A 24,248-nucleotide genomic window follows, 5' to 3' on the forward strand; every position below is an offset into this window, starting at 1 on the left:
TAAAACAACTTTAAAAAAATTTTAAGCTTCTACTTATTCTATTAAAATTTAAATTTTCTTACTAACAACATCTCTAATAAAAAATTTCTTTCCCTTTTTAAATTTATGTATTTATATATTAATGTTTAGAGATGGCGAGATTTTGTATTAACTTAAACTTTATAGTTAATTTTTTATAAGGCTAATTGGTGCTGATATAAACGTTTATATTATTATTTTTATATAGAATTATCTTAAAAAATATTTTTAAATAAAAGCGAGATTTTGTAAAATAAAGCCATTAAAGCAAGGTATATTAAGCATTTATTAATATTTATTTCCCTTTATATGGTTATTTAAGCTTTAAAAGATATAAATACTCTTTTTTAAAAATCTTAAATAATAAAATTAATTTAAAGTGAATTTTTGTGTTATGATTAAATTTTTGCTAAAATCACCGCATGAAAAATTTAGAAAAAAATAGAAATATATATATTAAACATAATCGTTTTTATATTGACTATCAAAAGGAGGGCGTAAGAATTCGCCGTGCCACTGGACTGAAAAAATCCCCTTTAGCATTTGATTTTATTCGAAAAAACTATAATTTATTTCTTGGCTCTGAAGAGGATATTGAACTTGCTAAGAGCAAATATTACGAGCTCGAGGATATGCAAACTGATCGCATAATCAGAAAAGGGGAGCAAAAGCTGGAGCCTATTAAAAATACTAGTGAGTTTAGCTTTGAGGGGATTATTTATAGATTGCTTAATGAAAAATCCTTTTTAAAGGATAAAACAATCAGGTTTTATAATGTTGCTAGTCAGGCTGTTATAGACTTTTTGCATTCAAAAAATATCTTTTATCTGTCCGATTTTAAAAGACAGGATAGTATTGATTTTGTAAAATTTTGTAAAAACAAGGGTTTAAAAGATAGCTCAATTAATGGGTATTGCTCTTTTTTTAAAATGATTTTTCGTTATGCTATTGCCAATGATATAATCTCAAAAAATCCATTTTATATACCTAGGTTCAAACAAGAATTACATAATGCCGACAATGGTGATTTTACCCCTTTTAATTTAAGTGAGATTTTGCAACTTATAAAACATGCCGAGGGCGAGCTACGCTTATTTTTAATAGTTGCGTTTTTTACTGGGGCTAGGACTGGCGAGATTTTGGCTTTGACTTTTAATGACTTGGATTTTCAAAATAAGGAGATACGTATTAATAAAACTCTATCAGAGCTAGGTGTTTTGGATTCTCCTAAAACTAAGTCCAGCAATCGTACAATCGATATGCTTGATATTGTTTATAATGAACTGATAAAACTCGATTATACCGATATTAATCAAAATATTTTTTCTCTTTCACGAGCAGTTATCAGATTAAAATTTAATGATTTGCAGAGATCCCTTGGCTTTAAAATACATAAGCTTTATGATACTAGACACTCATTCGCTTCTGTAATGTTAAGTCGTGGCGAGGAGCCGATGTGGGTTGGTTGTAAAATGATGGGTCATAAAAATTTAAATGAGACCTATCGCTCTTATGCTAAATATCTGCCAAAAGATACTAGACAAAGAGCAACTTTTTTAAAGAATATAACAATTTAAAATTTTTAAAAAAATAGACACTTTTTGATAAAAATATGCTATAATATACTAATTTAATTTAAAAAAGTAGATGACTTTTCACCCCTTTTTTATTTATTTAAATGCCTATTTTACGGCATTTTAGCTTATAAAATTTAAAATTTCACGCAGATCCTTGACATCCACGCAATGCGTCGCCTCTTTTTTTAAAATTTCTTTCGCACAAAAGGCAATTTTTAGATCACATTTTCTAAACATAGACACGTCGTTAGCTCCGTCACCAACGCACATGATCTCACTTTTATCTAATTTTAATAGCCCCTTTAAGCGATCTATCATCTCTCCTTTTGAGCTACCAAACATCATCTCTCCGCCAACTTCACCTGTTAAAATTCCATCTTTGTGGTGCAAGATATTTGCAAAATTTGCATCAAATTTAAGTTTTTCTTGCATCTTATCAGTTGCGATGTGAAAACCGCCACTAAATACCACAACCTTTACGCCCTTTTGCTTTAGTGCAGTTATAAGCTCGCTAGCTCCTGGCATGATGGGTAAATTTTTACAAATTTCATCTGCTTTTGAAAGCGGCATTCCTTTTAAAAATTTTACTCTTGCTGTAAGACTTTCAAAAAAATCAAGTTCGCCGTTCATCGAACGCTTCGTTATGCTAACCACCTCATTGCTGGCGTTATTAGCGGCGGCGAGGATATCAATCGTCTCGCCGTCCATTATCGTAGAGTCAAAGTCAAAAACACAAAGTTTTATCAAGCTATGCCCTAAAAATCACGCTTTAAAAGGCTCTCAACCTTTAAAATAGTAAGGATGTTTTGATCGCGTTTGCCGATACCATAGATCATGCCTTTGTCTTTTACCAAAGTCTCTGGCGGCGGATCGATCCTGTTACGGTCTATCCTGATAGCCTCCGTCAAGCGGTCTATCACGAAGCCTGCGATGTTATCCTCATCTTTCATGACGATATATCTTGTATTTGAGCTTTGCTTTGTAACATTTAGTGAAAAACGTTTTCGCAAATCAATAAGCGGGATAACGTTTCCACGTAGGTTAAAGACACCAAGAACATAGTCAGGCACGCTAGGAACACGGGTGTATTCGATAGGTTTGATTATCTCTTGGATATTTAAAATAGGTATCGCATACTCTTCTTCGCCGACAACGAAGCCTACAAGTTGGACTATATCTTCATTGTTTTTTATCTCAGGCTCGTCAATTTGTTGTTTTTGTTTGCTTAAAACTTGGTTTAGTTTATCATTCATCGCCTAACCCCTAACCTAATTTAATATTTTTTCTAACAACGTTTTCAAGGTATTCTGACGAATATGGTTTTGTGATATATTCTGTCATACCAACCTCTACTCCGCGCAATCTATCAGTTTTAGACGTTCTTGATGTTACTGCTATTAGCGGTAAAGTGCGATACTTAGAGTATTTGCGAATTTCACCAGCTAGAGTATATCCGTCCATCCTTGGCATCTCAATATCAATGAGCACCGCATCAAATGCATGCTCGCCTGATTTAATTATATTGAGTGCTTCTACTCCGTTAGTTGCTTCTATTATTGTGACGCCGATTGGCTCAAGCGATTTTTGCATGATGGTTCTGTCCATCTTAGAGTCATCAACGATTAGAACCTTATAATCGCTTGGTTTCTCTTTTGCTTTAGTGCTATCTTCCATTTCGGCTCTAATATTTACCTTAATATCCTTTGCCATCTCCATCATAGCACCAACATCTATGATAAGAGTTACGCGACCATCGCCTCTAATAGTAGCTCCAGCGATACCTGGGATATTTTGTAGATAATCACCCATTGACTTAATAACGATCTCTTCTTGACCAACTAAAGTATCTACGATGATGCCCAGTTTTGCCTCAGCAACGCCGATGATAACTACATAAGTTTGATCTCCGCCGTCAAAGACTTTATTGACACCAAAGACATCTGAAAGTCTAACTAGAGATAAGACCTCATCTCTTAGTCTTAGAACGTTTTTACCATCGATCGTGTAAATATCATCGATCGGCACCCGAACAGTCTCAAGAACGCTCGCAAGTGGTATCGCATAAAATTCCTCTTGTGTTCCGACAAGAAGTGACTGAATGATCGCAAGTGTAAGTGGAATTTTAAGCTTCATAACTGTGCCTTTTCCAACTTCACTCTCGATATCAATGATACCATTTAGCTTTTCGATATTTGTCTTAACAACGTCCATACCAACGCCACGACCAGATACGTTTGTAACCTTGGCTGCAGTTGAAAATCCTGGCTTAAATATAAGACCAAATGCCTCTTTCTCGCTCATCGCATCAGCTTCACGCTCAGTGATGATGCCTTTTTCTATCGACTTGGCTTTAAGCATATCAGCATCTAAGCCCTTACCATCATCAACTATCTCAACAACGATGTGGTTGCCCTCGTTGTAAGCTTTTAGCTGAACAAGGCCTTTTTCAGGTTTGCCCATTGCCTTTCTTGTCTCAGGATCTTCGATACCGTGGTCGCATGAGTTTCTGATGATATGCACTAGCGGATCGCCGATCTCTTCAACGATTGATTTATCAAGCTCAGTCTCTTCACCTGAAATTTCAAGGTCGATCTGCTTACCAAGCTCACGGCTAAGATCGCGTATCATACGTGGGAATTTATTAAAGACTTTTGCTATTGGAAGCATCCTTGTCTTCATAACAGCTAGCTGGATATCAGTCGTAACTAGACTTAGGCTTGAGACTACTTGATTTAGCTCTTCAAGGAATTTCTCGCCCTCATATCTCTCTTCTACGTCATCATAAATTTTTAACAAGCGGTTTTTACCAAGAACAAGCTCACCGATTAAATTCATCAAGTGATCAAGTCTTTTTACTTCAACACGTATCGTTTGTTCTTGTGCTACTGCACTGCTGCTACTAGCTGCTGGCACTTTTTTATCTGCATCTCTTTCTCTACTAGGAGCTGGCTTAGGTGCAGGTGCTGGTGCAGCGCTTGCGGCCGGAGCTATCTCTTCAGGAGATTTTGGAGCTATGCCTTTTGAAGCACGTCTTGCTTGATCTTCTGCTTTTCTAACTTTTAAGAGTCTTTCTATCTCAGCTTCAACCTCAGAGTCACTTAGTTTTGAAAGCTCAGCATCGCTTACTTCAGGAGCTGCTTCTTCAGCTGGCACGGCAGGCTCTGGCTCTTTTACTGGCTCAGGAGCTGGCGTGGCTGGAGCTTCTGGGGCTGCACTTGGGGCTTCACCTTCAGAAATTTGTGTAAGGCTAGCGCAGATATTTTTGATATCAATGCCAGCGGCTGCGTCACTACCGTTATCTCTAATGCTTTCTAGTAGTCCTTTCATCATATCAACTGACTCAAGAACAACGTCCATAATATCTGGAGTGATCTTTAGCTCGCCTTTTCTAGCTTTGTTTAAAACATCCTCCATATGGTGAGTAAGCTCTGTTAAAACGTCAAAATTTAAAAAGCTTGAGCTGCCTTTTACTGTGTGTGCAACACGGAAAATTCTATTTAAAAGCTCCAGATCCTCAGGGTTTGCCTCTAGTTCAACAAGGTCATGGTCTATCTGCTCAATAAGTTCGAAAGCCTCTATTAAAAAGTCTTCCATTATTTCTTTCATATCATCCATACTTCACCTCATTTTGCAGATTTAGAATGTGCTTCAATCACTTTTAGCACCTCTTTGTAGAATATACCAGCATCAAATTTTGTAAGGTACATCTCCCCGCCAGCTTCTTTACTCTTTGCTTCGCTAAATTCGTTGCTTAATGAAGAGTTAAATACAATCGGAATTTCTTTAAACCTATCATCATTTTTAATAGTTGAAGCAAAGCGGTAGCCATCCATTTGTGGCATTTCGATATCGCTTAAGATAACCCTAAGCTCTTTTGCTAAGTTATCTCCATATCTTTGATAAAGCTCTTCCATCCTCTCTAAGCCCTCAACGCCATTTTTAGCCTCAACTATACTAAGGCCCATCTTCTCAAGTGCGTCTTTTACTAGCTTTCTAGCAGTTGAGCTATCATCAAGCACAAGAGCCACACCCTTGATCTTCTCGTTTTCATCAACCTCAAAATCGATCTTTGGTGAGTAAATTCCTAGCTCTTCAACGATGCTTTCAAGATCAAGGATAAGAAGTACTTCGTCGTTTTCTATTCTTGTTACACCTGTGATCTTGCCTTTATCCAGAGTACCAGCTCCAGCAGCAAAATTTGCAGGCTCTATGTCTTTCCAGTTTATACGTCTGATCCTCTTGGCCTCATGGACGATAAAACCGATCAATATACCGCTAAATTCAGCGATAATAACACGTGGTTTTATGACTACACCCTCAGTTGGCTCGACGATATTCATCCATCTTGCCAAATTTATAACGGGGATAACCACACCTCTTAAATCAAAAATTCCCTCGATATACTCAGGAACGCCAGGAAGCTCGGTAAGATTTGGCATCTTAATGATCTCCCGCACCTTTGCGACATTGACTCCGTATATTCCTTCATATACTTTGTTTTCGGCCTTTTTAAAGATACGAAAATCAACAAGTTCCATCTCGTTTGAGCCCGTTTTTAGTACGTTGTCTCCAAACATCAATGTCCTTTCAAACTCATTTTGAGCAAATTCAACTTTTGCTGGGCGTATTCTACAACAAAATAACTTTGCTCGCATGCAAAACAAGGTAAATTTATATAAAATCTATCGTAAATATCAAATAGCTCACCTTGATGATAGTGTCCCTCTATCACTATACTTGCGTCAAAGCCCTGCAAATGCTTGCTCATTAGCTCCTTGAAGTTTGAAATTTTATAGTGCAGATTTTTCTTAGTAAGTTTGGCTAGTATCGCTTTTGAAATTTTAAAATCCGAAATTTTATCAAGCGCGTTCATAAATTTCAAAAACCATCTAAGCCTTAAAAACCTAAGCGCATACTTATCAATAAAAGGCAAAAATATATCGCCATGCGCGATCTGGATGTGCTCGCCACTTATAGTTCTAAATTTCACTGGCTGAGCACAAATGTCATAGACCTTTACCCCCTCAAAGCTTAGCCTCTCGCCTTTGTCCCAAAAATCTCTAGTTTTATTAAATAAATTTGAAAGTCTAAAATCGTGGTTGCCCTCGAAGTAAAAAAATTCCACCTTTTGTGAAATTTTATTTATAAGCCTTAAGTGCTCAGCGTAAAATCCTCTTGTATATTCGCCATCGCCCGTTAAAAAATCAAATATATCGCCAAGCAAGAAAATCTGCGGTGGCTCCTTGATCTCTCCGCTATCAACGGCGCGCAAGAATTTCAAAAAGCCATCTCTATTTACATTTTCATGCGCATCAGCTAAAAAGATCGCGCCTTCTTTTATAACGGGGGCATATAGGTATTCGCTCAAATTTTGCCTTAATTAAAAATTAGCAGAGCCAAAAAGCAGTTTTTAGCTCTTCGCCTCATCTTTTTAGTCAAATTTTATAGGTTTGTAGCAGATCTTAACGATCTCAACGTCGCTTCTGCCTTTTGGTAAATTTAGCGCCACCTCATCGCCCTCAGCCTTGCCTAAAAGCTGCTTTGCAAGAGGTGAGTTTATCGAGATATAGCCCTTGTCTAGGTCACTTTCGCTAACACCAACTATGGTATAAGTATGCTCAACCTCGGTCTCTTCGTCCATTATCGTCACACTTGAGCCAAACCTCACCCTATCATGCTCGTAGCTACTTGGGTCGATCACTTCTGCGTTTGCCAAAAGTGCGCTAAGCTCAGCGATCCTAGCGTCTATAAAGGCTTGCTTCTCTTTTGCAGCGTGATACTCAGCATTTTCTTTTAGGTCGCCGTGGCTTCGTGCGATGTCGATCTCTGTTACGATTTGAGGACGCTGTACTAGCCTTAGATCCTTTAGCTCAGCTTCTATCTTCTCGTATCCGTGCATTGTCATTGGTTCACTCATTTTTTACTCCATATTTTTTAAAATTTTTACTACATTTTTGCTGCTGCCATGCGCCAAATAGGCCCTTAGCTCATCGCAGCCTTTTAAAAATTTCTGCCTATCACAGCTCTCATAGGCTCTTAGCAAATTTTCAGCCGTTGCAAACTCTTGAATAAACTCCTCATGAAGCGGCTCTTTGCCCATGAAGTCAAACATTATATTTGCAAGTCCCGCGTGCTTGATCTTTACAAATTTTCTAGCGATGAAAACATCTATCGCTTTTGCCCTATATGCTAGCACAAATGGCGTGCCAATGAGCGCTGCCTCAAGCGTAGCAGTGCCAGAGCAAACAAAGGCAAAGTCGCTCTCATACAAGGCTTCAGGCGTGTTTGAGACGACCTCAAAATCGCTCACATCACCGTAAATTTCATCCACTTTATCAAGCAAAAATGGTGGCACGACAAGTAGCCTTTTTGATTCTATCTTTTTAGCAAGCTCTCTATAAACTGGCATAAGCCTTGAAATCTCTGACCTTCTTGATCCCGGCAAAAACGCCACTTTGCCGCTGCTACTTAGGCTAGTTTTCTTAAGCTTTATCTCATCCATCAAAGGATGTCCCACATAGGTCGAGCGGCTATAAAATTTAGAGTCAAATGGCAAGATCGAAGCAAGATTGTCACAGTATCTCTCCACTACGCTTACTCTTTTTGGCTTCCACGCCCAAACTTGAGGCAAGATGTAGTATGTCACGGCTGCTTTTGCGCCGGCCTCTTTTATCGCCTTTGCAAGCGGCAGATTAAAGGCTGGACTGTCTATTAGCAGCACTGCATCGACCTCTTTTGCCATCTGGCTCATCACTTTCATCGCTTTTTTTGCCTTAAAAATGAGTGGCAAAACCTCGACAAAACCCATCGCTGAAAACTCGCTGCTTTTCATATATGGCGTGCCAAGCTCTTCGCTAAAAATTCCCATTAGCTCAAATTCGCCCTCGAAATTTTTTAAAATTTCTTTTAAATGCAAATTTGCCGATGGCTCAAGAGCGGAGACTAAAATTTTCATTTACACACTTTCATCAGGTCTTTTTTTGGGGGCATTATACGCAAAAATTCTTTAAAATTTTAAGAAAGCTGTGATAAAATCCAACCCTTTAAAGGATAAAATTTGAAAGAAATTTTGATAACAAATGACGATGGATTTGAGGCGACTGGCCTGCTTGCCTTAAAAGAAGCTTTAAGCGAGCTAGATGACGTAAATGTCACGATCGTAGCTCCAAGCTCTGAAAAATCAGCCTGCGCTCACTCTTTGACGCTCACAAGGCCACTTAGATTTATAAAACTTGATGATAACTTTTTTAAACTCGATGACGCAACGCCCAGTGACTGCGTCTATCTCGCACTTCACGCACTTTATAATAAAAAACCAGATCTAGTGATAAGTGGCATAAATCACGGGGCAAATTTAGGCGAGGACATCACCTACTCTGGCACGTGTGGAGCGGCGATGGAGGGCGTTTTACAAGGCATTAGAAGCATCGCTTTTTCGCAGTTTTATGAAAACAACTCTCTAAATGAACTTGGCTTTGAACTAGCAAAAGAGATTGTTAAATTTATCGTGCCAAAGGTGCTAAATGATGAAATTTCGCTAAATCAAAGAGAATTTCTAAATGTAAATATCCCAGCCGCAACTAGCAAAAATTTCAAAGGTTATGCCGTCGTGCCAGCTGGCAGACGCACCTACGCCACGCATGCCACGCTTAATCGCAACCCAAGAGGCATCGAGTACTACTGGCTTGGAAACGCCGCACTTGAATATGAAAAGGGCGAGCCAAGCGACATCAGCAAGGTAAATGAGGGCTTTGCCACGATAACGCCCATAAAACTAAACATGACTTCATACGAGAGCTTGGAGAGCTTAAAAGGGAAATTTGATGCAAAATGATAGATTTACAAGGATAAGATGGCTCTTTGGCGAGGATGGTTTTAGTAAGCTTCAAAGCGCAAAAGTGCTAGTTTGCGGAGCTGGAGGCGTTGGTGGGATGTGCGTGGATGCGCTTGCTAGAAGCGGGGTCGGAAGCATCACGCTGATCGATAAAGACATCTTTGACGTGACAAATCAAAACCGCCAAATTTACAGCGAAAACGTGGGCGGCGTAAAGGTGGAGGAGTTTGCCAAAATTTATCCTTGTATCACGCCCATGCAGACGTTGATCACGCCTGAGTTTGTTGCTGGATTTGATTTTAGCAAATTTGACGTGGTGATCGATGCGATCGATGATATTACCGCCAAGATCGCCCTTGCAAATGCGGTAGATCCTAGCAAATTTATAGCTTCGATGGGTGGGGCAAAAAGGGTTGATCCAACCAAGATAAAGGTGGCTAGCGTTTGGAAAACTTCGGTCGATCCACTAGCTAGAAAATATAGATATGAGCTCAAAAAATCAGGCTTTAGCGGTAAATTTGACGTAGTCTTTTCGGTTGAAGAGCCACTTTGCAAGCCACTTGGCAGCTTCATGGGCGTGACTGCCTGCTTTGGGCTAAATTTAGCCTCACTAGCTGTTAAAAAGATAGTTGAACAGTAAGTCTAAATTTACACTCCGAGCAAAATTTCAAATTAGAACTGGTATTTTTGGATAAATTTAACAGCCAGCTCTACAAGAGACTAATTTGACAATCCAAGATGAGCATCTAGCAAATTTTAAAATTTCATGAACAAGTAATTTCGGCTCCAAAATTTGAGCTAAGCTGTAAACGCAGCCAAATTTTAGTAGTCAATCCTTGTGAGTGAATGGAATTTTAAAATTTGCAAAAATAGCTTTATTAAATTTGTAAATTTATTTTTATCCAAAAGGGAGACAAGGGGACTCAAGTTACGAGGCCGTCCCCTTATCCCCCTTTTTAAATCCCCCAAACCCCTCGCACGTTAGAGGTACATGCAACGGTGCTTCGCACTGCATGTGTTTGAATATCGAGCAAGCGTCAAGTAAATTTTAAAATTTTATGAACGAGTAATTTTAGTAGTCAATTCTTGCAAGTGAATGGAATTTTAAAATTTGAAAAACGCAGTAAATTTAAGTTTTTTGCCTAAAGAGTAGCTAAATTTAAATTAGCTAGCTGCAAATTTAGCAGCCAGCTAAAATTTTAGTTTTTATGAATGCGAAGGTAGCTATTTAGTGCGCCGACATAGGCCTTAGCGCTTGCCATCATCGTATCGATATCAAGTCCGTGACCCATTACGGCTGTTTTGCCCTCAAACTCGACTTTTACATCGACCTTTGCAAGAGCATCTTTGCCCTGAGAAACAGCTGTGACTTTGTAGTCTTTTAGCGTGCCATTAATGCCACTAATGCGATCAACTACCTTAAATATCGCATCTGCTGTGCCATTGCCAAGGGCTGAGTCACTAACGATCTCGTCGTTGTGCCTGATGCTCATAGAGGCACTTGCTAAGCTGCCACCGCTACTTTGAAGCAAGTCCGTGATCTCGTAAGCTTGTGGGATCTTGGTGATCTCCTCTGCTACAAGCGCCCTGATATCATCGTCAAATATCTCTTTTTTCTTATCTGCCAAGTCTTTAAATTTCTCAAACGCCTTATTGAGTGCCTCGCTATCAAGGTCAAATCCAAGGCTAGCAAGCTTATCTTTAAACGCATGGCGGCCGCTGTGTTTGCCAAGGACGAGCGAGTTTTTCTCTAAGCCGATGCTCTCAGCACTGATGATCTCGTAGGTCTCTTTGTGTTTTAGCACGCCGTCTTGGTGGATGCCACTCTCGTGCGCAAAGGCGTTTTTACCAACAATTGCTTTGTTTGGCTGTGGCTCGATGCCTGTGATGCTAGCAATCAGTCTTGAAGTCGGATAAATTTCTTTTGAGATGATGCCTGTGTAAAGCGGTGCAAAGACGTCCTGGCGAGTTTTTATAGCCATCACGATCTCTTCAAGTGCAGCGTTTCCAGCGCGCTCGCCGATGCCATTTATCGTGCCTTCAACCTGCCTTGCACCAGCTTTTATAGCAGCTAGCGAATTTGCCGTAGCCATGCCTAGATCGTTGTGGTTATGCACCGAAACTACCGCTCTATCGCCTATAAATTTTACTATTTCGCTGATGCGAGCCGTGATCTCCTCTGGATACAAGTAGCCAACCGTATCAGGGATGTTTATGGTTTTTGCCCCTGCGTTTATCGCTGCGTCGCAAATTTCTTTTAAAAAGCTCATCTCGCTTCTGCAAGCATCCTCACAGCTAAACTCCACATCATCGCAAAACGTTTTTGAGTATTGTACCGCCTCAACTGCACGCCTGATCACCTCATCTGGGCTCATTTTTAGTTTATACTGCATGTGGATCGGACTTGTTGCTATGAAGGTGTGAATTCTCTTGTTTTTTGCCGGAGCTAGTGCCTCGCCAGCTGCCTTGATATCACGCTCAACCGCACGTGCAAGCGAGCAGACAGTGATGTTTGAAGCTTGCTTTGCAATCTGATTTACTGCGTCAAAGTCCCCTGGACTTGCAGCTGCAAATCCAGCCTCCATCACATCTACACCAAGCCTTTCAAGCTGAAGTGCGATCTGTAACTTTTCAGCTGTGTTCATAGAAGCTCCTGGGCTTTGCTCGCCATCTCTTAAAGTCGTATCAAAGATTATAATTTTATTTTTATCCATATTTTTGTCCTTTTATTAATTTTTATATTTAAATTTAATGAATTAAGTAAAGAAGAATTTGCTACCTAAGTAGCAGCAGTAGAGAGTTTTTGATTTCGATTTTTGGTAAAAATTTACGCGATTTTATTATGCCATTTTCGCTCATTCACTCTCCTTTTTTTTGTGATTTTTGCTAAACATTATAGCCGCTCTAATAATACCATAAAGCATATAAACGCTCATAAAAAAGGTCGCACTCTCGTAAGGATATAGATAAAGCATAGAAAATACAACTACAAGTGCTACTAAAATTCTTATAACATGAGTTTGTTTTAAATTCATCTTTTTAAAGCTTGGGTAGCGGATATTGCTAACCATCAAGATAGCTAAAACCGCTTCAAGCAATATCAAGCACCACTCAAAACCATATAAAAATTCATGCTTTAGATAAACACCAACCCAAAGCACTCCGATGATGGCTGCTGATGGTATAGGAAGTCCGATGAAAACATTTGGCTCGTATGTGCCGGTAGTGACATTAAAACGAGCTAGTCTAATAGCTCCAAAGACTACAAACATAGCTGCTATTAGCGCACCAAATCTGCCAAATTTTGCACCAACTGTTAGATAAAATAAAATCGCTGGAGCCACACCAAATGCTACAAGGTCTGCAAGACTGTCAAACTCTACTCCAAATTTACTTGTAGTCTTTGTAAGTCTTGCCACGCGTCCATCAAGACCGTCTAAAATCAGTGAAAGAATGATGTAAATAATAGCTTTAAAATAGTTTCCCTGAATAGATGAAATAATACTTATAACGCCCAAAAAAGCGCTTGCAGCGGTAAATAAATTTGGCAAGATATACATTAACTGCATTTTTTGTATGCTATTCATTTTATTTTTCCTCTTCAAAGTATCCAAGAAGTGAAGCAGCTTTAACGCTCTCGCCAACGCTTACACAAATTTTAGTATCTCTTGGCAAGTATAAAATCACTTCGCCGCTTCCTAAAAAGCCAAATTTTCTAGAGGCTTTTAGACTGGTAATGTTATAAATTTCTAAACTTCTACTAAAAACTCCAGCTATGATTTTCATAGCAAATTTGATATTTCCTTTTTCAAAACGAATTATCGCTCTTTCGTTTAGCATCTCTGAAATTTTCACCGCCTGGCATAAAAAGAGCCCATGTCTTTTTTTAACTTCAATGACGTTAGCATCACTTATAGCCCTTAGCGTACCTACGCCAAAAAATGGCTTTGAGATAACTATCTTAGCCACCTCTTTATCATCAAAATTTGAAACGCTGATCTCTTTTATCTTACCATCTATGGGCGAAAGTAAGGCTAGCTTATCATCAGTAAAAGGCTCTCTTTCAGGGTCTCTAAAAAAATAAAGAGTCAAAAGAAGTAGTGCTAGAAAAAATAGTGGCGCAATACCAAACAATGTAGATATAGCAAATAAAATCAAAAAAAATAATATAAATTTATACCCTGCTTTTGCGATGTAGCCACTCATTTTTATTCCTCTTTTTTGCCTTTTTCCTCTTCTTCAAGCTCCACAAGCCTGCTTTCAAGACCATTTTCTTCTTCGTAGCTTTTGATGATCTCTCTAACTCTTTTTCCCTCGATAGTCTCTTCTTCATAAAGCGCTGAAACCATGTTTTCAATGGCGCCTTTATAAATTTCAAGAAGACCAAGCACAGCTGTATATCTCTCATGAAGAAGTGCTTTTACAAACTCATCAACCTTTTCAGCCATCTTGTCACTATAGTCTTTTATACTTTGTCCGCCATTTAAAAATGTTGCACGTTGCTTTTCAAGCACCATAAGACCGGCAACATCACTCATACCATACATACTAACCATAGCTTTTATGATATCAGTTGCACGCTCTAGGTCGTTGCTAGCTCCAGTTGATATCTCTTTTATAAAGACCTCTTCAGCAGCCCTACCAGCCAAAAGCACATCTACTTCTGCAAGTAGTTCATGCTTTTGCATCATAAATTTATTCTCTTCAGGTGTATTTAGCGTATAGCCAAGCGCCGCAAGACCGCGTGGTACGACTGAGACCTTTGTTACTCTTTTTGCACCTTTTGTTAGCTCAGCTATCAAGGCATGACCGCTTTCATGGTAAGTGACTATCTTTTTCTCTTTTGGATTTACGCGGCGTGATTTTTTCTCTAAACCAGCTATAGATCTCTCAACAGCCTCTACCAGATCAGCCTGCTCAACAAAAGTCTTTGACTTACGTCCTGCAAGAAGTGCCGCCTCATTTATGATATTTTCAAGATCAGCACCAGCTAAACCAGTAGTAAGCCTTGCGATATCCTCGATATTTACATCTTTGCCGATTTTCACATCTTTCATATGGACTTTTAAGATGTCGCAACGTCCTTTAAAATCAGGCTTATCAACAAGCACTTGCCTGTCAAATCTACCCGGTCTTAAAAGTGCAGCATCTAAAACTTCAGGTCTATTTGTAGCTGCTATAACGATGACTGGCGACTTGTCCGCATCAAAGCCGTCCATCTCAGAAAGAAGCTGATTTAGCGTTTGCTCTCTCTCGTCATTACCACCCATCGGACCAGAATTTCTGCTCTTACCGATTGCATCGATCTCATCTATAAATACAATCGCTGGAGCCTCTTTTTTTGCATTTTCAAAAAGATCCCTAACCCTACTTGCACCAACACCAACAAACATCTCAATAAAGCTTGATGCTGACATAGAGAAAAATGGCACGCTAGCCTCGCCTGCAACTGCTCTTGCAAGAAGTGTTTTACCAGTGCCTGGAGGGCCAACTAGCAAAATACCTTTTGGAATTTTAGCTCCAAGTCTTAGATATTTATCTGGGCTCTTTAGATAATCAACTATCTCTTGAACCTCTTCTTTTGCCTCTTCAACGCCTGCAACATCGTCAAATTTAACTTTTGGTTTTTCAGAATTTATAAGCTTTTTCGCACTTCCTATGCCTAGTATGCCACCGCCGATATTCTTTTGCATACGACTAGCGATAAACATCCAAATAGCAAAAAATATAAACACCGGTATGATCCATGAAAATATAAGATCTCCAAACCAGTTATTTTCGCTATAAACGCTGTAAGTTATGCCGTTTTGCTCAAGTATGCCAATGAGCGTTGGATCATTTATCCGCTTTGCAAGGTAGATGGTTTTGTCATTACCAACGCCTTTTATCGTGGTTTCAGATATCGCAACCTCATTTAGCTGCTTATTTTTTAGCATATCCTTAAATTCAGAATAAGCTATCATCTTGCTTTGAGCGTTGCTACCAAGCCCAAAAGTACTGCCTAGTCCGTCGCCACTAAAGCTTCTAAAAGCTAGAACTATAACTATCGCAAAAATAGCAAAGATAAAGATGGGATTTTTGTTAAAAAACCCGTTATTATCACCATTATTTTGGTTATTATTTTGATTATTCATCCATTTCCTTATAAACAAAGCTAACCCAATCATTAGCCTGTTTTATCTCAACTAGCTCCAAATCCTTAAACGTGTCTTTAATCCTATCTTCGTATTTGTTCAAAATTCCAGACAATACTAAATAGCCGCCTTTTTTAAGCGATTTTTTCAAGTCATTTGAGAGCATAAAAATGACATCAGCAATGATATTTGCTACGACGATATCATATTTTTGCTCTAAATTTGCAATAGATCCTGTCCAAATTTTATTAAATTTAACCTCATTTAGCTCGGCATTACTTTGCGAGCTTTGCGTGGCCTGCTCGTCTGTATCGCAGGCATCGACCTTGCAGCCAAGCTTTGCTAAAGCTATGCTTAATATCCCGCTTCCGCATCCCACATCTAAAGCGCTATCACCACTTTTTGCATATTTTTGTAAAAGTTGCAAGCAAGAATTTGTGCTTTCATGGTGCCCTGAGCCAAAGGCTAGAGCTGGGTCGATTATGATATTTGTTACGCCGCTAAGTGGCTCTTCCCAGCTAGGTCTAATATAAATTTTATCAACCAAAATAGGCTTAACTGCCTTTTTATATTCACCTAGCCAGTCTCTATTTTCTTTTAAATTAAGAGAAATTTTTAAATCATTTGAAATTTTACGAACGCTAGAGAGCCCTTTTGCATACTCTTCGACACCCCAAGCTATATCTTTTAGATCATACTCTTCCCTGATGATGATCTCATGATCTAGCTCTTCTACACAGGTGACCCCAAAAGAAAAAACTAACTCTAAAATTTCATCATAAAAATTTGATGTTTTGATGCTTAATTCGTAAAATTTATCTTTCATTAACCAAGAACGTCTTCAAGCTTCTCTTTTAAAACTTGTGGCGTAAAAGGTTTAACGATGTAGTTATTAACACCTGCTTTTAAAGCTGTTATAACCTCGGCTTTTCCGCCCTCTGTTGTTACCATTATGATAGGCATATCAACATATTTTTGCTCAGCTCTTACCTTTTTAACAAGCTCAAGACCATTCATCTCAGGCATGTTCCAGTCAGTAATAAGAACCTCAATACCCTCGTTTTGCGTCAAGATATTCCAAGCTTCAAGCCCATGCTCAGCCTCGAGAATTTCTTGATGTCCTAACCTTTGCAAAGTATTTTTTATGATCCTTCTCATTGTTGAGCTGTCATCTACAACCAAAATCTTCACATAATATCCTTTTAGTAAAAATTGCCCTATTCTAGCTAATTAAAATTTATAAAAGCTTTAACGCTAGCCAACTTGTTTGAAAGCATCTTTCAAATCAAGTCGTCCCTCATAGTAAGCTTTACCAACGATCACGCCAGCAATCTCATTTGTCTCTTTAAGTGCCAAAATGTCGTTTATATCGCTCACACCGCCACTTGCTATGGTCTCAAGCTTGCTGCTTCTAGCTATTTGCAAGCTAAAATCAACATTAACTCCGCCAAGCATTCCATCTTTGTTAATATCGGTGCAAATCACAGCTTCTACACCCACATCTGCAAATTTTTTTGTAAGATCGACCGCTTTTATGTTTGAAACCTCTCCCCAGCCTTGCACTGCCACATAGCCATCTTTGGCATCTATGCCAACTACAACCCTGTAAATTCCAGCCATTTTTGCTGTAAATTCTGGATCACGAAGGGCAACTGAGCCAAGGATCACTCTGCTAACTCCAAGGTCCAAATAGCGCTTTATACGCTCTTCATTCCTTATACCACCGCCCACTTGCACCTTTAAATTTGTAGCTTTTACTATCTTTTCGATCGTGTTAAAATTTATAGCTTCTCCCGCAAATGCTCCGTCAAGATCGACAACATGTAGCCATTTTGCGCCGTAATCTTCAAACCTCTTAGCAAGCTCACTTGGCTCGTTGCTATAAATTTTAGCGCTTTGCATTAGCCCTTTGCTAAGCCTAACTGCTTGCCCCTCTTTTAGATCTATCGCTGGGAAAATTTCCATCACAACCTCGCAAAATTTTCTAAAATTTTAAGCCCAACCTCATGACTTTTTTCTGGATGAGGCTGAAAACCAAAGAGATTTTCATGCTGCACCGCACTTGTAAATTCATATCCATAAGTTGTCTTTGCAAGCGCAAATTTATCATCACAAACCACGTGGTAGCTATGCACAAAGTATAAATACTCAAGCTCTTTTAGTCCTAATCTTAAAGGGCTGTTTTGTTTAAACTCGAGTGTGTTCCAGCCAACGTGTGGGATCTTTAGTGGTTTATCAAATTTAGCTTCATCAAATTTAACAACCTCGCCTGGCAAAAGAGAAAGCCCCTCATGCTCGCCAAATTCAAAGCTTTTTTCAAACAACAGCTGCATACCAAGGCAAATTCCTATAAAGGCTTTTCCACTTTTTACAGCCTCTTTTATCGCTTCATCCATGCCATTAATCTTGAGCTTTTTCATCGCCTCGCCAAATGCCCCAACACCTGGTAAAACGATGTGAGAGTGCTCTTTTAGGCTCCCAGGCTCACTTAGTAAAACGCACTCATGCCCAAGAAATTTAAAAGCATTTATCACGCTTTTGATGTTTCCAGCACCATAATCAATAATAGCGATCATCTGTTCTCTTGTCTTTTTACGCTAAAGAGATAAAAGCTAAGTGCTGCCATTAGCATCGCCACACCGCCTATTAGATAGATAGCGTTTATGATATTTTCAGGTGCAGTGATAGCAAATTTAAAGACTAGCATGAGCGCCTCGATCGCAAGTGCGATGATGATAGAGCCGATAAATCTCACCATCGTCTTATAAATAACGCTATTTTCTTCGTGATTTTTACCTAAAACCTCTTCTTCAAATATCGTCTTAACAAGGTCAAAAATGGCAAGGGCCAGCGTTAAAATGATGGTTGATTCAAAAATTTCTTCGACATTTATATGCTCGATGCTCTTTGAGATAAAGCTCTTTACGCCGTGCCAAAATAAAAATGCACAGATCATAAAAAGCGATGCACAAAAGAGTGCATAGACTGTCTTTAAAAATCTACCAAAATGCTCCTCAACAAAGCCGCTATCGACCATATTTAGGATATTTTCTAGGCTTATATCGATGCAAGCGATAAATTTAAGCTCATTTTTTTCATTATAGATAGGCACGCTTGCTGTGACGCATAAACCTCCATTTAGACTTGATGGATATGGATCGCTTAAAACGCACCTTTTCTCGCGCACGGCGGTGTAGTAGTAGGCTTTATTTGCGCGGTTTTCGCCTTTTGGGATTTTATACTTTTCATTTAGGCTGATCGAGTCTTCGATCTGTATGCCATTTTCGTCTAAAATATATAGTGCATCAAAATTTTCTATCTCGTGGCTGATCTTATCAAAGCCAGCTTTTATATTTTCTAAGCACACCCCTGGCAGTCTGTTTGGTAAATTTCTACTAAACAAATAGCATATATACGCCCTTGCCTTGTATCTCGTGTCACTAAATCTCTTAATATCTTTTATAACCAAAATTAGCCTTTTAAATTTAATGCATGGTTAAACTCTGGCACGATCACCTTAAGAGCAGGTGCTACCTCGTCATCTTCAAGCTGCAAAAGCCCATTTATCTGTGAATTTAAAAGGGTCAGATCATAAGGCTGCGAATGTGTCACAAAGATCGACTCATACTTAGTTTGAACGTCATCTTTGTTGATAAGCAGCTCCTCATAAAGCTTCTCGCCAGGTCTAAGCCCTACAAATTCGATACCTAAATGCTCTTTATTTGAAAGCAGAAGCATCTTTTTAGCAAGATCGACGATCTTAACAGGCTCGCCCATATCAAGCACGAAAAGCTCTCCACCTTTTGCAATAGAGGCTGCTTGAAGGACTAGCTGGCACGCTTCAGACGTAAGCATAAAGTATCTTGTGATCTCTGGGTGAGTGACGCTTAGTGGCTTATTTGCAGCGATTTGCGCCTTAAATTTAGGTATGACTGAGCCACTTGAACCAAGGACATTACCAAAGCGCACGCAAACTATCTCGCACACACCTGCTTCATTTGAATTTAGTGCGTAAAGCTCGCAAACACGCTTAGTTGTACCCATTATGTTTGTTGGGCGCACAGCCTTGTCTGATGAGATCATGACAAATTTCTTAGCACCATATTTTTTAGAAAGATCGACTGCATTTTTTGTGCCAAGGATGTTGTTTTCAACTGCTGAGCGAGGATTTAGCTCGCAAAGTGGCACGTGCTTGTAGGCTGCAGCGTGGATGACGATCTCTGGTCTAAATTCTTCAAAAACCTCTTCAAAGTCTTTTAAATTTGTGATATTTACAAGCTTACTAACAGTTCTTTTATCTCTTGTATCTTCGCCTATTTTATAAAGGTTAAACTCGCTGTGCTCAACCATTATAAGCTCACTTACACCATATTTCAAGCACTGCTTACAAATTTCGCTTCCTATACTGCCACCAGCTCCAGTTACAAGCACTTTTTTATCTTTTAAGAAATTTGAAATGGCTTCTGGATTAAGGTCTTTTGGCTTTCTAGCGAGCAAATCTTCGATCGAGATATCTTTGATCGGCTCATTTTCGATAAGCGAAAAGAGTTTCATATCTCTTATACCATATCCAGTTAGCTCATCAACTAAAGCTTGAAGCTCGTCTTGATCAAGTGCTAGTGCGATGATAGCAGTCTTTGCGTCGTAGTCTTTTATAAGACTTGGTATATCTTTTTTATCTTGAACTAAAAATCCATCACAATATGTGCCAACAAGATCGCTTCTGCCATCTACCACACCAACTGCGTAGTAGTCAAGATAGCCCTGTTTTAAGCCACGTAAGACATGAAGCGCCTTTGAGGTCGCGCCTATAACGATACAAGGCTCGCCTTTGTGAGGTCTGTTTGAAAAGTCAAGCACCATACGCTTTGAAATTCTCAAAAGCCCGATAAGTAGGCATGAGATGAGAAGATCGATAAATATGACGCTTCTTGGGTAAGGATTTAAAAAATCTTGTATAATGAAAAACACGATCGTAAATAAGATCGCCGCGCAAACGTGAGCTAGGAAAATTTTACGAGCTTCATTTAAGCCAAAAAATCTCCACGGCACCTTATAAATTTTAAACATCCACATAAAAAAGAGCTTAAATACGATCAAAAATCCAGCCGTTACAAAAAGCCCTTGCACGTAGATATCTGGGATGTCGGCGTTAAATCTTAAAAGATAAGCCGCATATATCGAAAAAACAAATATAAAAACATCGCCAAGAAGGAAAAATACGAGCCTTTTTAACTTCGTTGCATGAAACATTTACGCATTTTCCTTGACTATTTTTATCACTCTTTCTTGTGTCTGCTCGCTCATATCGCTGCCGCTTGGCAAGCAAATTCCTCTTGAAAATAGATCTTGGCTATATCCATCAACAAAGCTTAACGCGCCTTTAAAGACAGGCTGCAAGTGCATAGGCTTCCAAAGTGGGCGGCTCTCGATGTTTTCATCAGCTAGTGCTTTTATAACCTTTAAATGTGCATCTTTTTTAGCAAAAACGCCAGTTGTGAGCCATCTGTTTCCACGAGAATTTGGTAGCTCTGGCATAAATTCTAAAATATCGCCAAGCTCTTTTTCATAGATATCAAATACTTTTCTCTTTTGCTCGACTCTCTTTTCTAAAACTTCCATCTGAGCCACGCCAATAGCGCCTAGGACGTTGCTTAAGCGGTAGTTGTAGCCGTAGTCTTTATGCTCATAGTGAAGCAAAGGTTCTCTTGCTTGTGTGCTGTAAAATCTAGCTTTTTCTACAAATTCGCTATCTCCAACTAGCATACCGCCACCTGAAGTAGTGATGATCTTGTTGCCATTGAAGCTATATCCGCCCATCACGCCAAATGTGCCAAGTGCCTTGCCGCCATAAAATCCACCAAGTGCTTCAGCTGCATCTTCGACCAAAGCGATGCCTTCATTTTGGCAAATTTCGCAAATTTCTTTCATCTTTGAAGCTTGTCCGTAAAGATGAGTGACGACTAGCGCTTTTGGCTTTTTAGGTAAATTTGATATCGCTTTTTTAAGTAGCTCTGGGCTTAAATTCCAGCTCTCGTCGCAGTCGATGAAGACTGGAGTTGCCTTTTCATAAAGTATCGGCGAGACTGAAGCCATAAAAGTAAAGCTAGAAGCTAGCACAAAATCGCCCTCTTTTACGCCAAGGACGCGAAGTGCTAGGTGAAGTGCCGCAGTTCCAGCGCATAGCGCAAGTGCATCTTTGGCGCCAGTGTAAGCTTTTATGCTATCTTCAAATTTATTGACATATTCGCCAAGTGGCGCTATGTAGTTGCTTTCAAAAACTTTTTTTATATATTCTTGCTCTTTTCCACTCATATTTGGTGGAGATAAAAAAACCCTATCCATTTTCATACCTTTCGTGATTTTTTGGCGATTTTAGCACTTATTTTTAAATTTATATCTTAGCGCGCTCACATGCAGGCACGCCATACGCCTTTATGCCGTCCTTTATATCTCTAACAACTACGCTTCCAGCGCCTATGATGCAGTTCTTGCCGATGCTTATGCCTTGAATGACGCTTGAGCCAATGCCAACGTGCGTAAATTCGCCCACGCTAACGTTTCCAGCAAGGGCTGCATTTGGGCTAATGTGAGCAAATTTTCCTATCACGCACTCATGTTCTATCACCGCGCCAGAGTTTATGATAGCGCCCTCCTTTATGCGAGCTTTTGCGTTTATCACGGCATTTGGCATGACAACTACGCCTTTTTCTATCACAGCGCTTTCGCTCACAACCGCACTTTTATGGATCAAATTTACTATTTCAAAGCCAGCGGCCTCTACCTTTTGGCTGATCTTTTGCCTTGTTTTATTATCACCTATGGCTATTATGATGTCAGCTTTTTCTAGCTCTGGGCTAAATTTAAACTCACTAGCATCGTCTAAAAAAACTATCTCATCATAGCCATTATTTCTGGCGATGTCAGCGATCACAAGCCCATGCCCACTCGCTCCGTAGATGTAAATTTTCTTAGTTTTTGCCATTAAATTTCTCCGTCGTCGCCTGCCCCTCTTTGCTGACACCACTTCGTTTTAGCACCTTTTCGATGGTCATTAAAGCGATCTTTACATCAAGCATAAAGCTTAAATTTTTAGCGTAATAGACGTCGTATTCAAATTTTTTCTCCCAGCTTATGGCGTTTCTGCCATTTACCTGCGCTAGGCCCGTGATACCAGGGCGCACGTCATGGCGGTGCTTTTGCGTTTCGTTATAGATGGGTAGATACTCAACCAAAAGCGGCCTTGGTCCGATAAAACTCATGTCGCCTTTTAGCACGTTAAAGAGCTGTGGCAGCTCATCGAGGCTAAGTGAGCGGATAAGTTTGCCAAATTTACCAAGACGCTGATCATCTGGCAAGAGCTCGCCATTTGCGTCGCGCTCATCGCTCATCGTCTTAAATTTATAAATTTTAAAAATTTTCTCATTTAGCCCTGGTCTTGCCTGCGTAAAAATGACGTCACGGCTTACCTTAAAATAGATAAAAATAGCCGTTACTATGATGATAGGCGACGTAAAAATGAGCAAAAACAAAGCTCCCAAAATATCAATCACCCTCTTTAAAAAATTTCTATACATCTATAAATTTCCTATAAATTTCTATATATCTTTTCGCGATTTGCTTCTCGTCAAACTCACTAACTGCCCAGTACCTGCCATTTGCTCCAAGTTTAGTGCAAAGCGCTTCGTCATCAAGCAAAATTTTTATCTTACTAGCAAGATCGCTTGCGTCTTTTACCTTACATAAAAGTCCGTTGTAGCCATCTTTTACAGCTTCATTGCAGCCTGTCACGTCACTTGCAACGACTGCTTTAGCCATGCTCATCGCCTCTAAAACCGTTCTAGGAAAACCCTCTTTGTAGCTTGGCAAAGCCAGTAAGTAAGAAGCTTTCAAAAGCTGTGGTATGTCGTTTCTAGCGCCAAGATATCGCACTTTGCCACCTTTTAAAAAGCTCTCGTCTGCGGTTGATTTATTACCAGCAAAGCCCTCACCCACAAAGACAAATTCGCAGTTTTTATAGCCATTTAAAATTTCTGCTGCCTCGTAAAATTCACGAACGCCCTTGTGCCACATGGCTCTGGCGATCATGAGAACCACCTTTTTTTCACCCAAGTCAGCTGCCTGCGTGATAGCTGGGTCAAATTTAGCAGTATCCACGCCGACACTTTTTATGCGATACACCTTGCTTTTATCTATCAAATTTTTAGAGATCAGATAGTCTGGATCTGCGTCATTTACGAAGATGCAAGCATCAGCCTTTGCAAAAGAGAGCTTATAAAGGCTCTCCATGACAAAACGCACGGCCTTTGTCTTAATATCATCATCGATATAAAAGCTACCAAGACCTTCGACCAAATTTATCACGTGCTTTATGCCAGCGTTTTTAGCAGCAAATGTGCCAAAGACATTTGACTTGTGAGCGCCAGTTTGAAGCAGGTCTAAATTTAGCTCGCCTAAAATTTGAGATAGTTTTTTTGAGTTATTTATCACGGTTAGCGGATTTAGGCTCGCCTTATCAAGCTCGTAGGTGACGGTGTGAAAGCTTTTAGCAAGCTCATTAGTGAAATTTCCTTTTGGAGCGATAGCAAAAACCTCATGCCCCATATCTTTTAAAGCCTGCATAATAGGGCGTCTAAAAAAGTGTATGCTCATATCAGCGTGGCTTAAAAATCCTATCCTTGCCAT

General features: G+C 39.5%; 24 protein-coding genes. 3 read left to right on the forward strand and 21 right to left on the reverse strand.

Annotated elements, in window-relative coordinates; all coding sequences use genetic code 11:
* Positions 1 to 440: 440 nt before the first annotated feature.
* A complete protein-coding gene (locus tag CVS91_RS05790) occupies positions 441 to 1,595 on the forward strand; it encodes a site-specific integrase (protein ID WP_021093507.1) in 1,155 nt (384 codons plus the stop codon).
* Between the two features lie 120 nt (positions 1,596 to 1,715).
* On the opposite strand, the gene serB is transcribed toward CVS91_RS05790, so the two are convergent.
* The 7 genes from serB to lpxB form a co-directional block, all read right to left on the reverse strand.
* Positions 1,716 to 2,342 carry a phosphoserine phosphatase SerB gene (gene serB / locus CVS91_RS05795; RefSeq protein WP_107830914.1) on the reverse strand — a complete coding sequence of 209 codons (627 nt, stop codon included), beginning with the start codon at positions 2,340 to 2,342 and terminating at the stop codon, positions 1,716 to 1,718.
* Positions 2,343 to 2,350: 8 nt separating this feature from the next.
* On the reverse strand, positions 2,351 to 2,848 hold the full coding sequence (locus CVS91_RS05800; protein WP_021087872.1) for a chemotaxis protein CheW: 498 nt from the start codon (positions 2,846 to 2,848) through the stop codon (positions 2,351 to 2,353).
* 10 nt (positions 2,849 to 2,858) lie between these two features.
* The gene (locus tag CVS91_RS05805) at positions 2,859 to 5,210 is read right to left on the reverse strand and encodes a chemotaxis protein CheW (RefSeq protein WP_107830916.1); all 2,352 of its coding nucleotides are present in this window, start codon (positions 5,208 to 5,210) and stop codon (positions 2,859 to 2,861) included.
* 8 nt (positions 5,211 to 5,218) lie between these two features.
* Positions 5,219 to 6,172, reverse strand: a complete 954-nt coding sequence (locus CVS91_RS05810) for a chemotaxis protein (RefSeq protein ID WP_021087860.1) — start codon at positions 6,170 to 6,172, stop codon at positions 5,219 to 5,221.
* Entirely contained in the window at positions 6,172 to 6,963 is a 792-nt protein-coding gene (locus CVS91_RS05815; protein ID WP_107830922.1) for a UDP-2,3-diacylglucosamine diphosphatase, read from the reverse strand. Before CVS91_RS05815 ends, CVS91_RS05810 begins: the two co-directional genes overlap by 1 nt.
* 63 nt (positions 6,964 to 7,026) lie before the next feature.
* Positions 7,027 to 7,512 (reverse strand): transcription elongation factor GreA, encoded by a 486-nt coding sequence (greA, locus tag CVS91_RS05820; RefSeq protein ID WP_012001423.1) that lies wholly within the window; start codon positions 7,510 to 7,512, stop codon positions 7,027 to 7,029.
* A gap of 3 nt (positions 7,513 to 7,515) precedes the next feature.
* Positions 7,516 to 8,550 carry a lipid-A-disaccharide synthase gene (lpxB, locus tag CVS91_RS05825; RefSeq protein WP_107830924.1) on the reverse strand — a complete coding sequence of 345 codons (1,035 nt, stop codon included), beginning with the start codon at positions 8,548 to 8,550 and terminating at the stop codon, positions 7,516 to 7,518.
* A gap of 102 nt (positions 8,551 to 8,652) precedes the next feature.
* On the opposite strand from lpxB, the gene surE reads away from it, so the two are divergent.
* Both surE and CVS91_RS05835 read left to right on the forward strand, forming a co-directional pair.
* Positions 8,653 to 9,429, forward strand: coding sequence for a 5'/3'-nucleotidase SurE (gene surE, locus CVS91_RS05830; RefSeq protein ID WP_107830926.1), 777 nt, complete (start codon positions 8,653 to 8,655; stop codon positions 9,427 to 9,429).
* Positions 9,419 to 10,069: a ThiF family adenylyltransferase gene (locus CVS91_RS05835; RefSeq protein WP_107830928.1), complete on the forward strand. Its 651-nt coding sequence runs from the start codon at positions 9,419 to 9,421 to the stop codon at positions 10,067 to 10,069. Before surE ends, CVS91_RS05835 begins: the two co-directional genes overlap by 11 nt.
* Before the next feature lie 559 nt (positions 10,070 to 10,628).
* On the opposite strand, the gene CVS91_RS05840 is transcribed toward CVS91_RS05835, so the two are convergent.
* The 14 genes from CVS91_RS05840 to pglA form a co-directional block, all read right to left on the reverse strand.
* Positions 10,629 to 12,143 (reverse strand): 2-isopropylmalate synthase, encoded by a 1,515-nt coding sequence (locus CVS91_RS05840; RefSeq protein ID WP_103634956.1) that lies wholly within the window; start codon positions 12,141 to 12,143, stop codon positions 10,629 to 10,631.
* A gap of 141 nt (positions 12,144 to 12,284) precedes the next feature.
* Entirely contained in the window at positions 12,285 to 13,016 is a 732-nt protein-coding gene (pssA, locus tag CVS91_RS05845; protein WP_103652079.1) for a CDP-diacylglycerol--serine O-phosphatidyltransferase, read from the reverse strand.
* A gap of 1 nt (position 13,017) precedes the next feature.
* Positions 13,018 to 13,635 (reverse strand): phosphatidylserine decarboxylase, encoded by a 618-nt coding sequence (locus tag CVS91_RS05850; protein WP_107830930.1) that lies wholly within the window; start codon positions 13,633 to 13,635, stop codon positions 13,018 to 13,020.
* Positions 13,636 to 13,637: 2 nt separating this feature from the next.
* Entirely contained in the window at positions 13,638 to 15,563 is a 1,926-nt protein-coding gene (gene ftsH, locus CVS91_RS05855; protein WP_107830933.1) for an ATP-dependent zinc metalloprotease FtsH, read from the reverse strand.
* Positions 15,556 to 16,389, reverse strand: a complete 834-nt coding sequence (locus CVS91_RS05860) for a 50S ribosomal protein L11 methyltransferase (RefSeq protein WP_107830935.1) — start codon at positions 16,387 to 16,389, stop codon at positions 15,556 to 15,558. The genes ftsH and CVS91_RS05860 overlap by 8 nt, the downstream gene beginning before the upstream one ends.
* The gene (locus tag CVS91_RS05865; RefSeq protein ID WP_002939933.1) at positions 16,389 to 16,754 is read right to left on the reverse strand and encodes a chemotaxis response regulator CheY; all 366 of its coding nucleotides are present in this window, start codon (positions 16,752 to 16,754) and stop codon (positions 16,389 to 16,391) included. The genes CVS91_RS05860 and CVS91_RS05865 overlap by 1 nt, the downstream gene beginning before the upstream one ends.
* 63 nt (positions 16,755 to 16,817) lie before the next feature.
* Complete coding sequence (gene hisA / locus CVS91_RS05870; protein WP_107830937.1) at positions 16,818 to 17,528, reverse strand: 1-(5-phosphoribosyl)-5-[(5-phosphoribosylamino)methylideneamino]imidazole-4-carboxamide isomerase; 711 nt, start codon at positions 17,526 to 17,528, stop codon at positions 16,818 to 16,820.
* A complete protein-coding gene (hisH, locus tag CVS91_RS05875; protein WP_103596916.1) occupies positions 17,528 to 18,139 on the reverse strand; it encodes an imidazole glycerol phosphate synthase subunit HisH in 612 nt (203 codons plus the stop codon). The genes hisA and hisH overlap by 1 nt, the downstream gene beginning before the upstream one ends.
* The gene (locus CVS91_RS05880) at positions 18,136 to 19,032 is read right to left on the reverse strand and encodes a PDC sensor domain-containing protein (RefSeq protein WP_009294679.1); all 897 of its coding nucleotides are present in this window, start codon (positions 19,030 to 19,032) and stop codon (positions 18,136 to 18,138) included. The genes hisH and CVS91_RS05880 overlap by 4 nt, the downstream gene beginning before the upstream one ends.
* Positions 19,033 to 19,034: 2 nt before the next feature.
* Positions 19,035 to 20,816: a UDP-N-acetylglucosamine 4,6-dehydratase (configuration-retaining) gene (pglF, locus tag CVS91_RS05885; protein ID WP_012140180.1), complete on the reverse strand. Its 1,782-nt coding sequence runs from the start codon at positions 20,814 to 20,816 to the stop codon at positions 19,035 to 19,037.
* A complete protein-coding gene (gene pglE / locus CVS91_RS05890; protein WP_107830939.1) occupies positions 20,817 to 21,908 on the reverse strand; it encodes a UDP-N-acetylbacillosamine transaminase in 1,092 nt (363 codons plus the stop codon).
* Positions 21,909 to 21,957: 49 nt separating this feature from the next.
* Entirely contained in the window at positions 21,958 to 22,548 is a 591-nt protein-coding gene (gene pglD / locus CVS91_RS05895; protein ID WP_107830941.1) for a UDP-N-acetylbacillosamine N-acetyltransferase, read from the reverse strand.
* Positions 22,535 to 23,140: an undecaprenyl phosphate N,N'-diacetylbacillosamine 1-phosphate transferase gene (gene pglC, locus CVS91_RS05900; RefSeq protein ID WP_107830943.1), complete on the reverse strand. Its 606-nt coding sequence runs from the start codon at positions 23,138 to 23,140 to the stop codon at positions 22,535 to 22,537. The genes pglD and pglC overlap by 14 nt, the downstream gene beginning before the upstream one ends.
* Positions 23,133 to 24,248, reverse strand: a complete 1,116-nt coding sequence (gene pglA / locus CVS91_RS05905) for a N,N'-diacetylbacillosaminyl-diphospho-undecaprenol alpha-1,3-N-acetylgalactosaminyltransferase (RefSeq protein ID WP_107830945.1) — start codon at positions 24,246 to 24,248, stop codon at positions 23,133 to 23,135. The genes pglC and pglA overlap by 8 nt, the downstream gene beginning before the upstream one ends.

Source organism: Campylobacter concisus (assembly GCF_003048985.1).
In the GTDB taxonomy this organism is placed as follows: Bacteria; Campylobacterota; Campylobacteria; order Campylobacterales; family Campylobacteraceae; genus Campylobacter_A; species Campylobacter_A concisus_AY.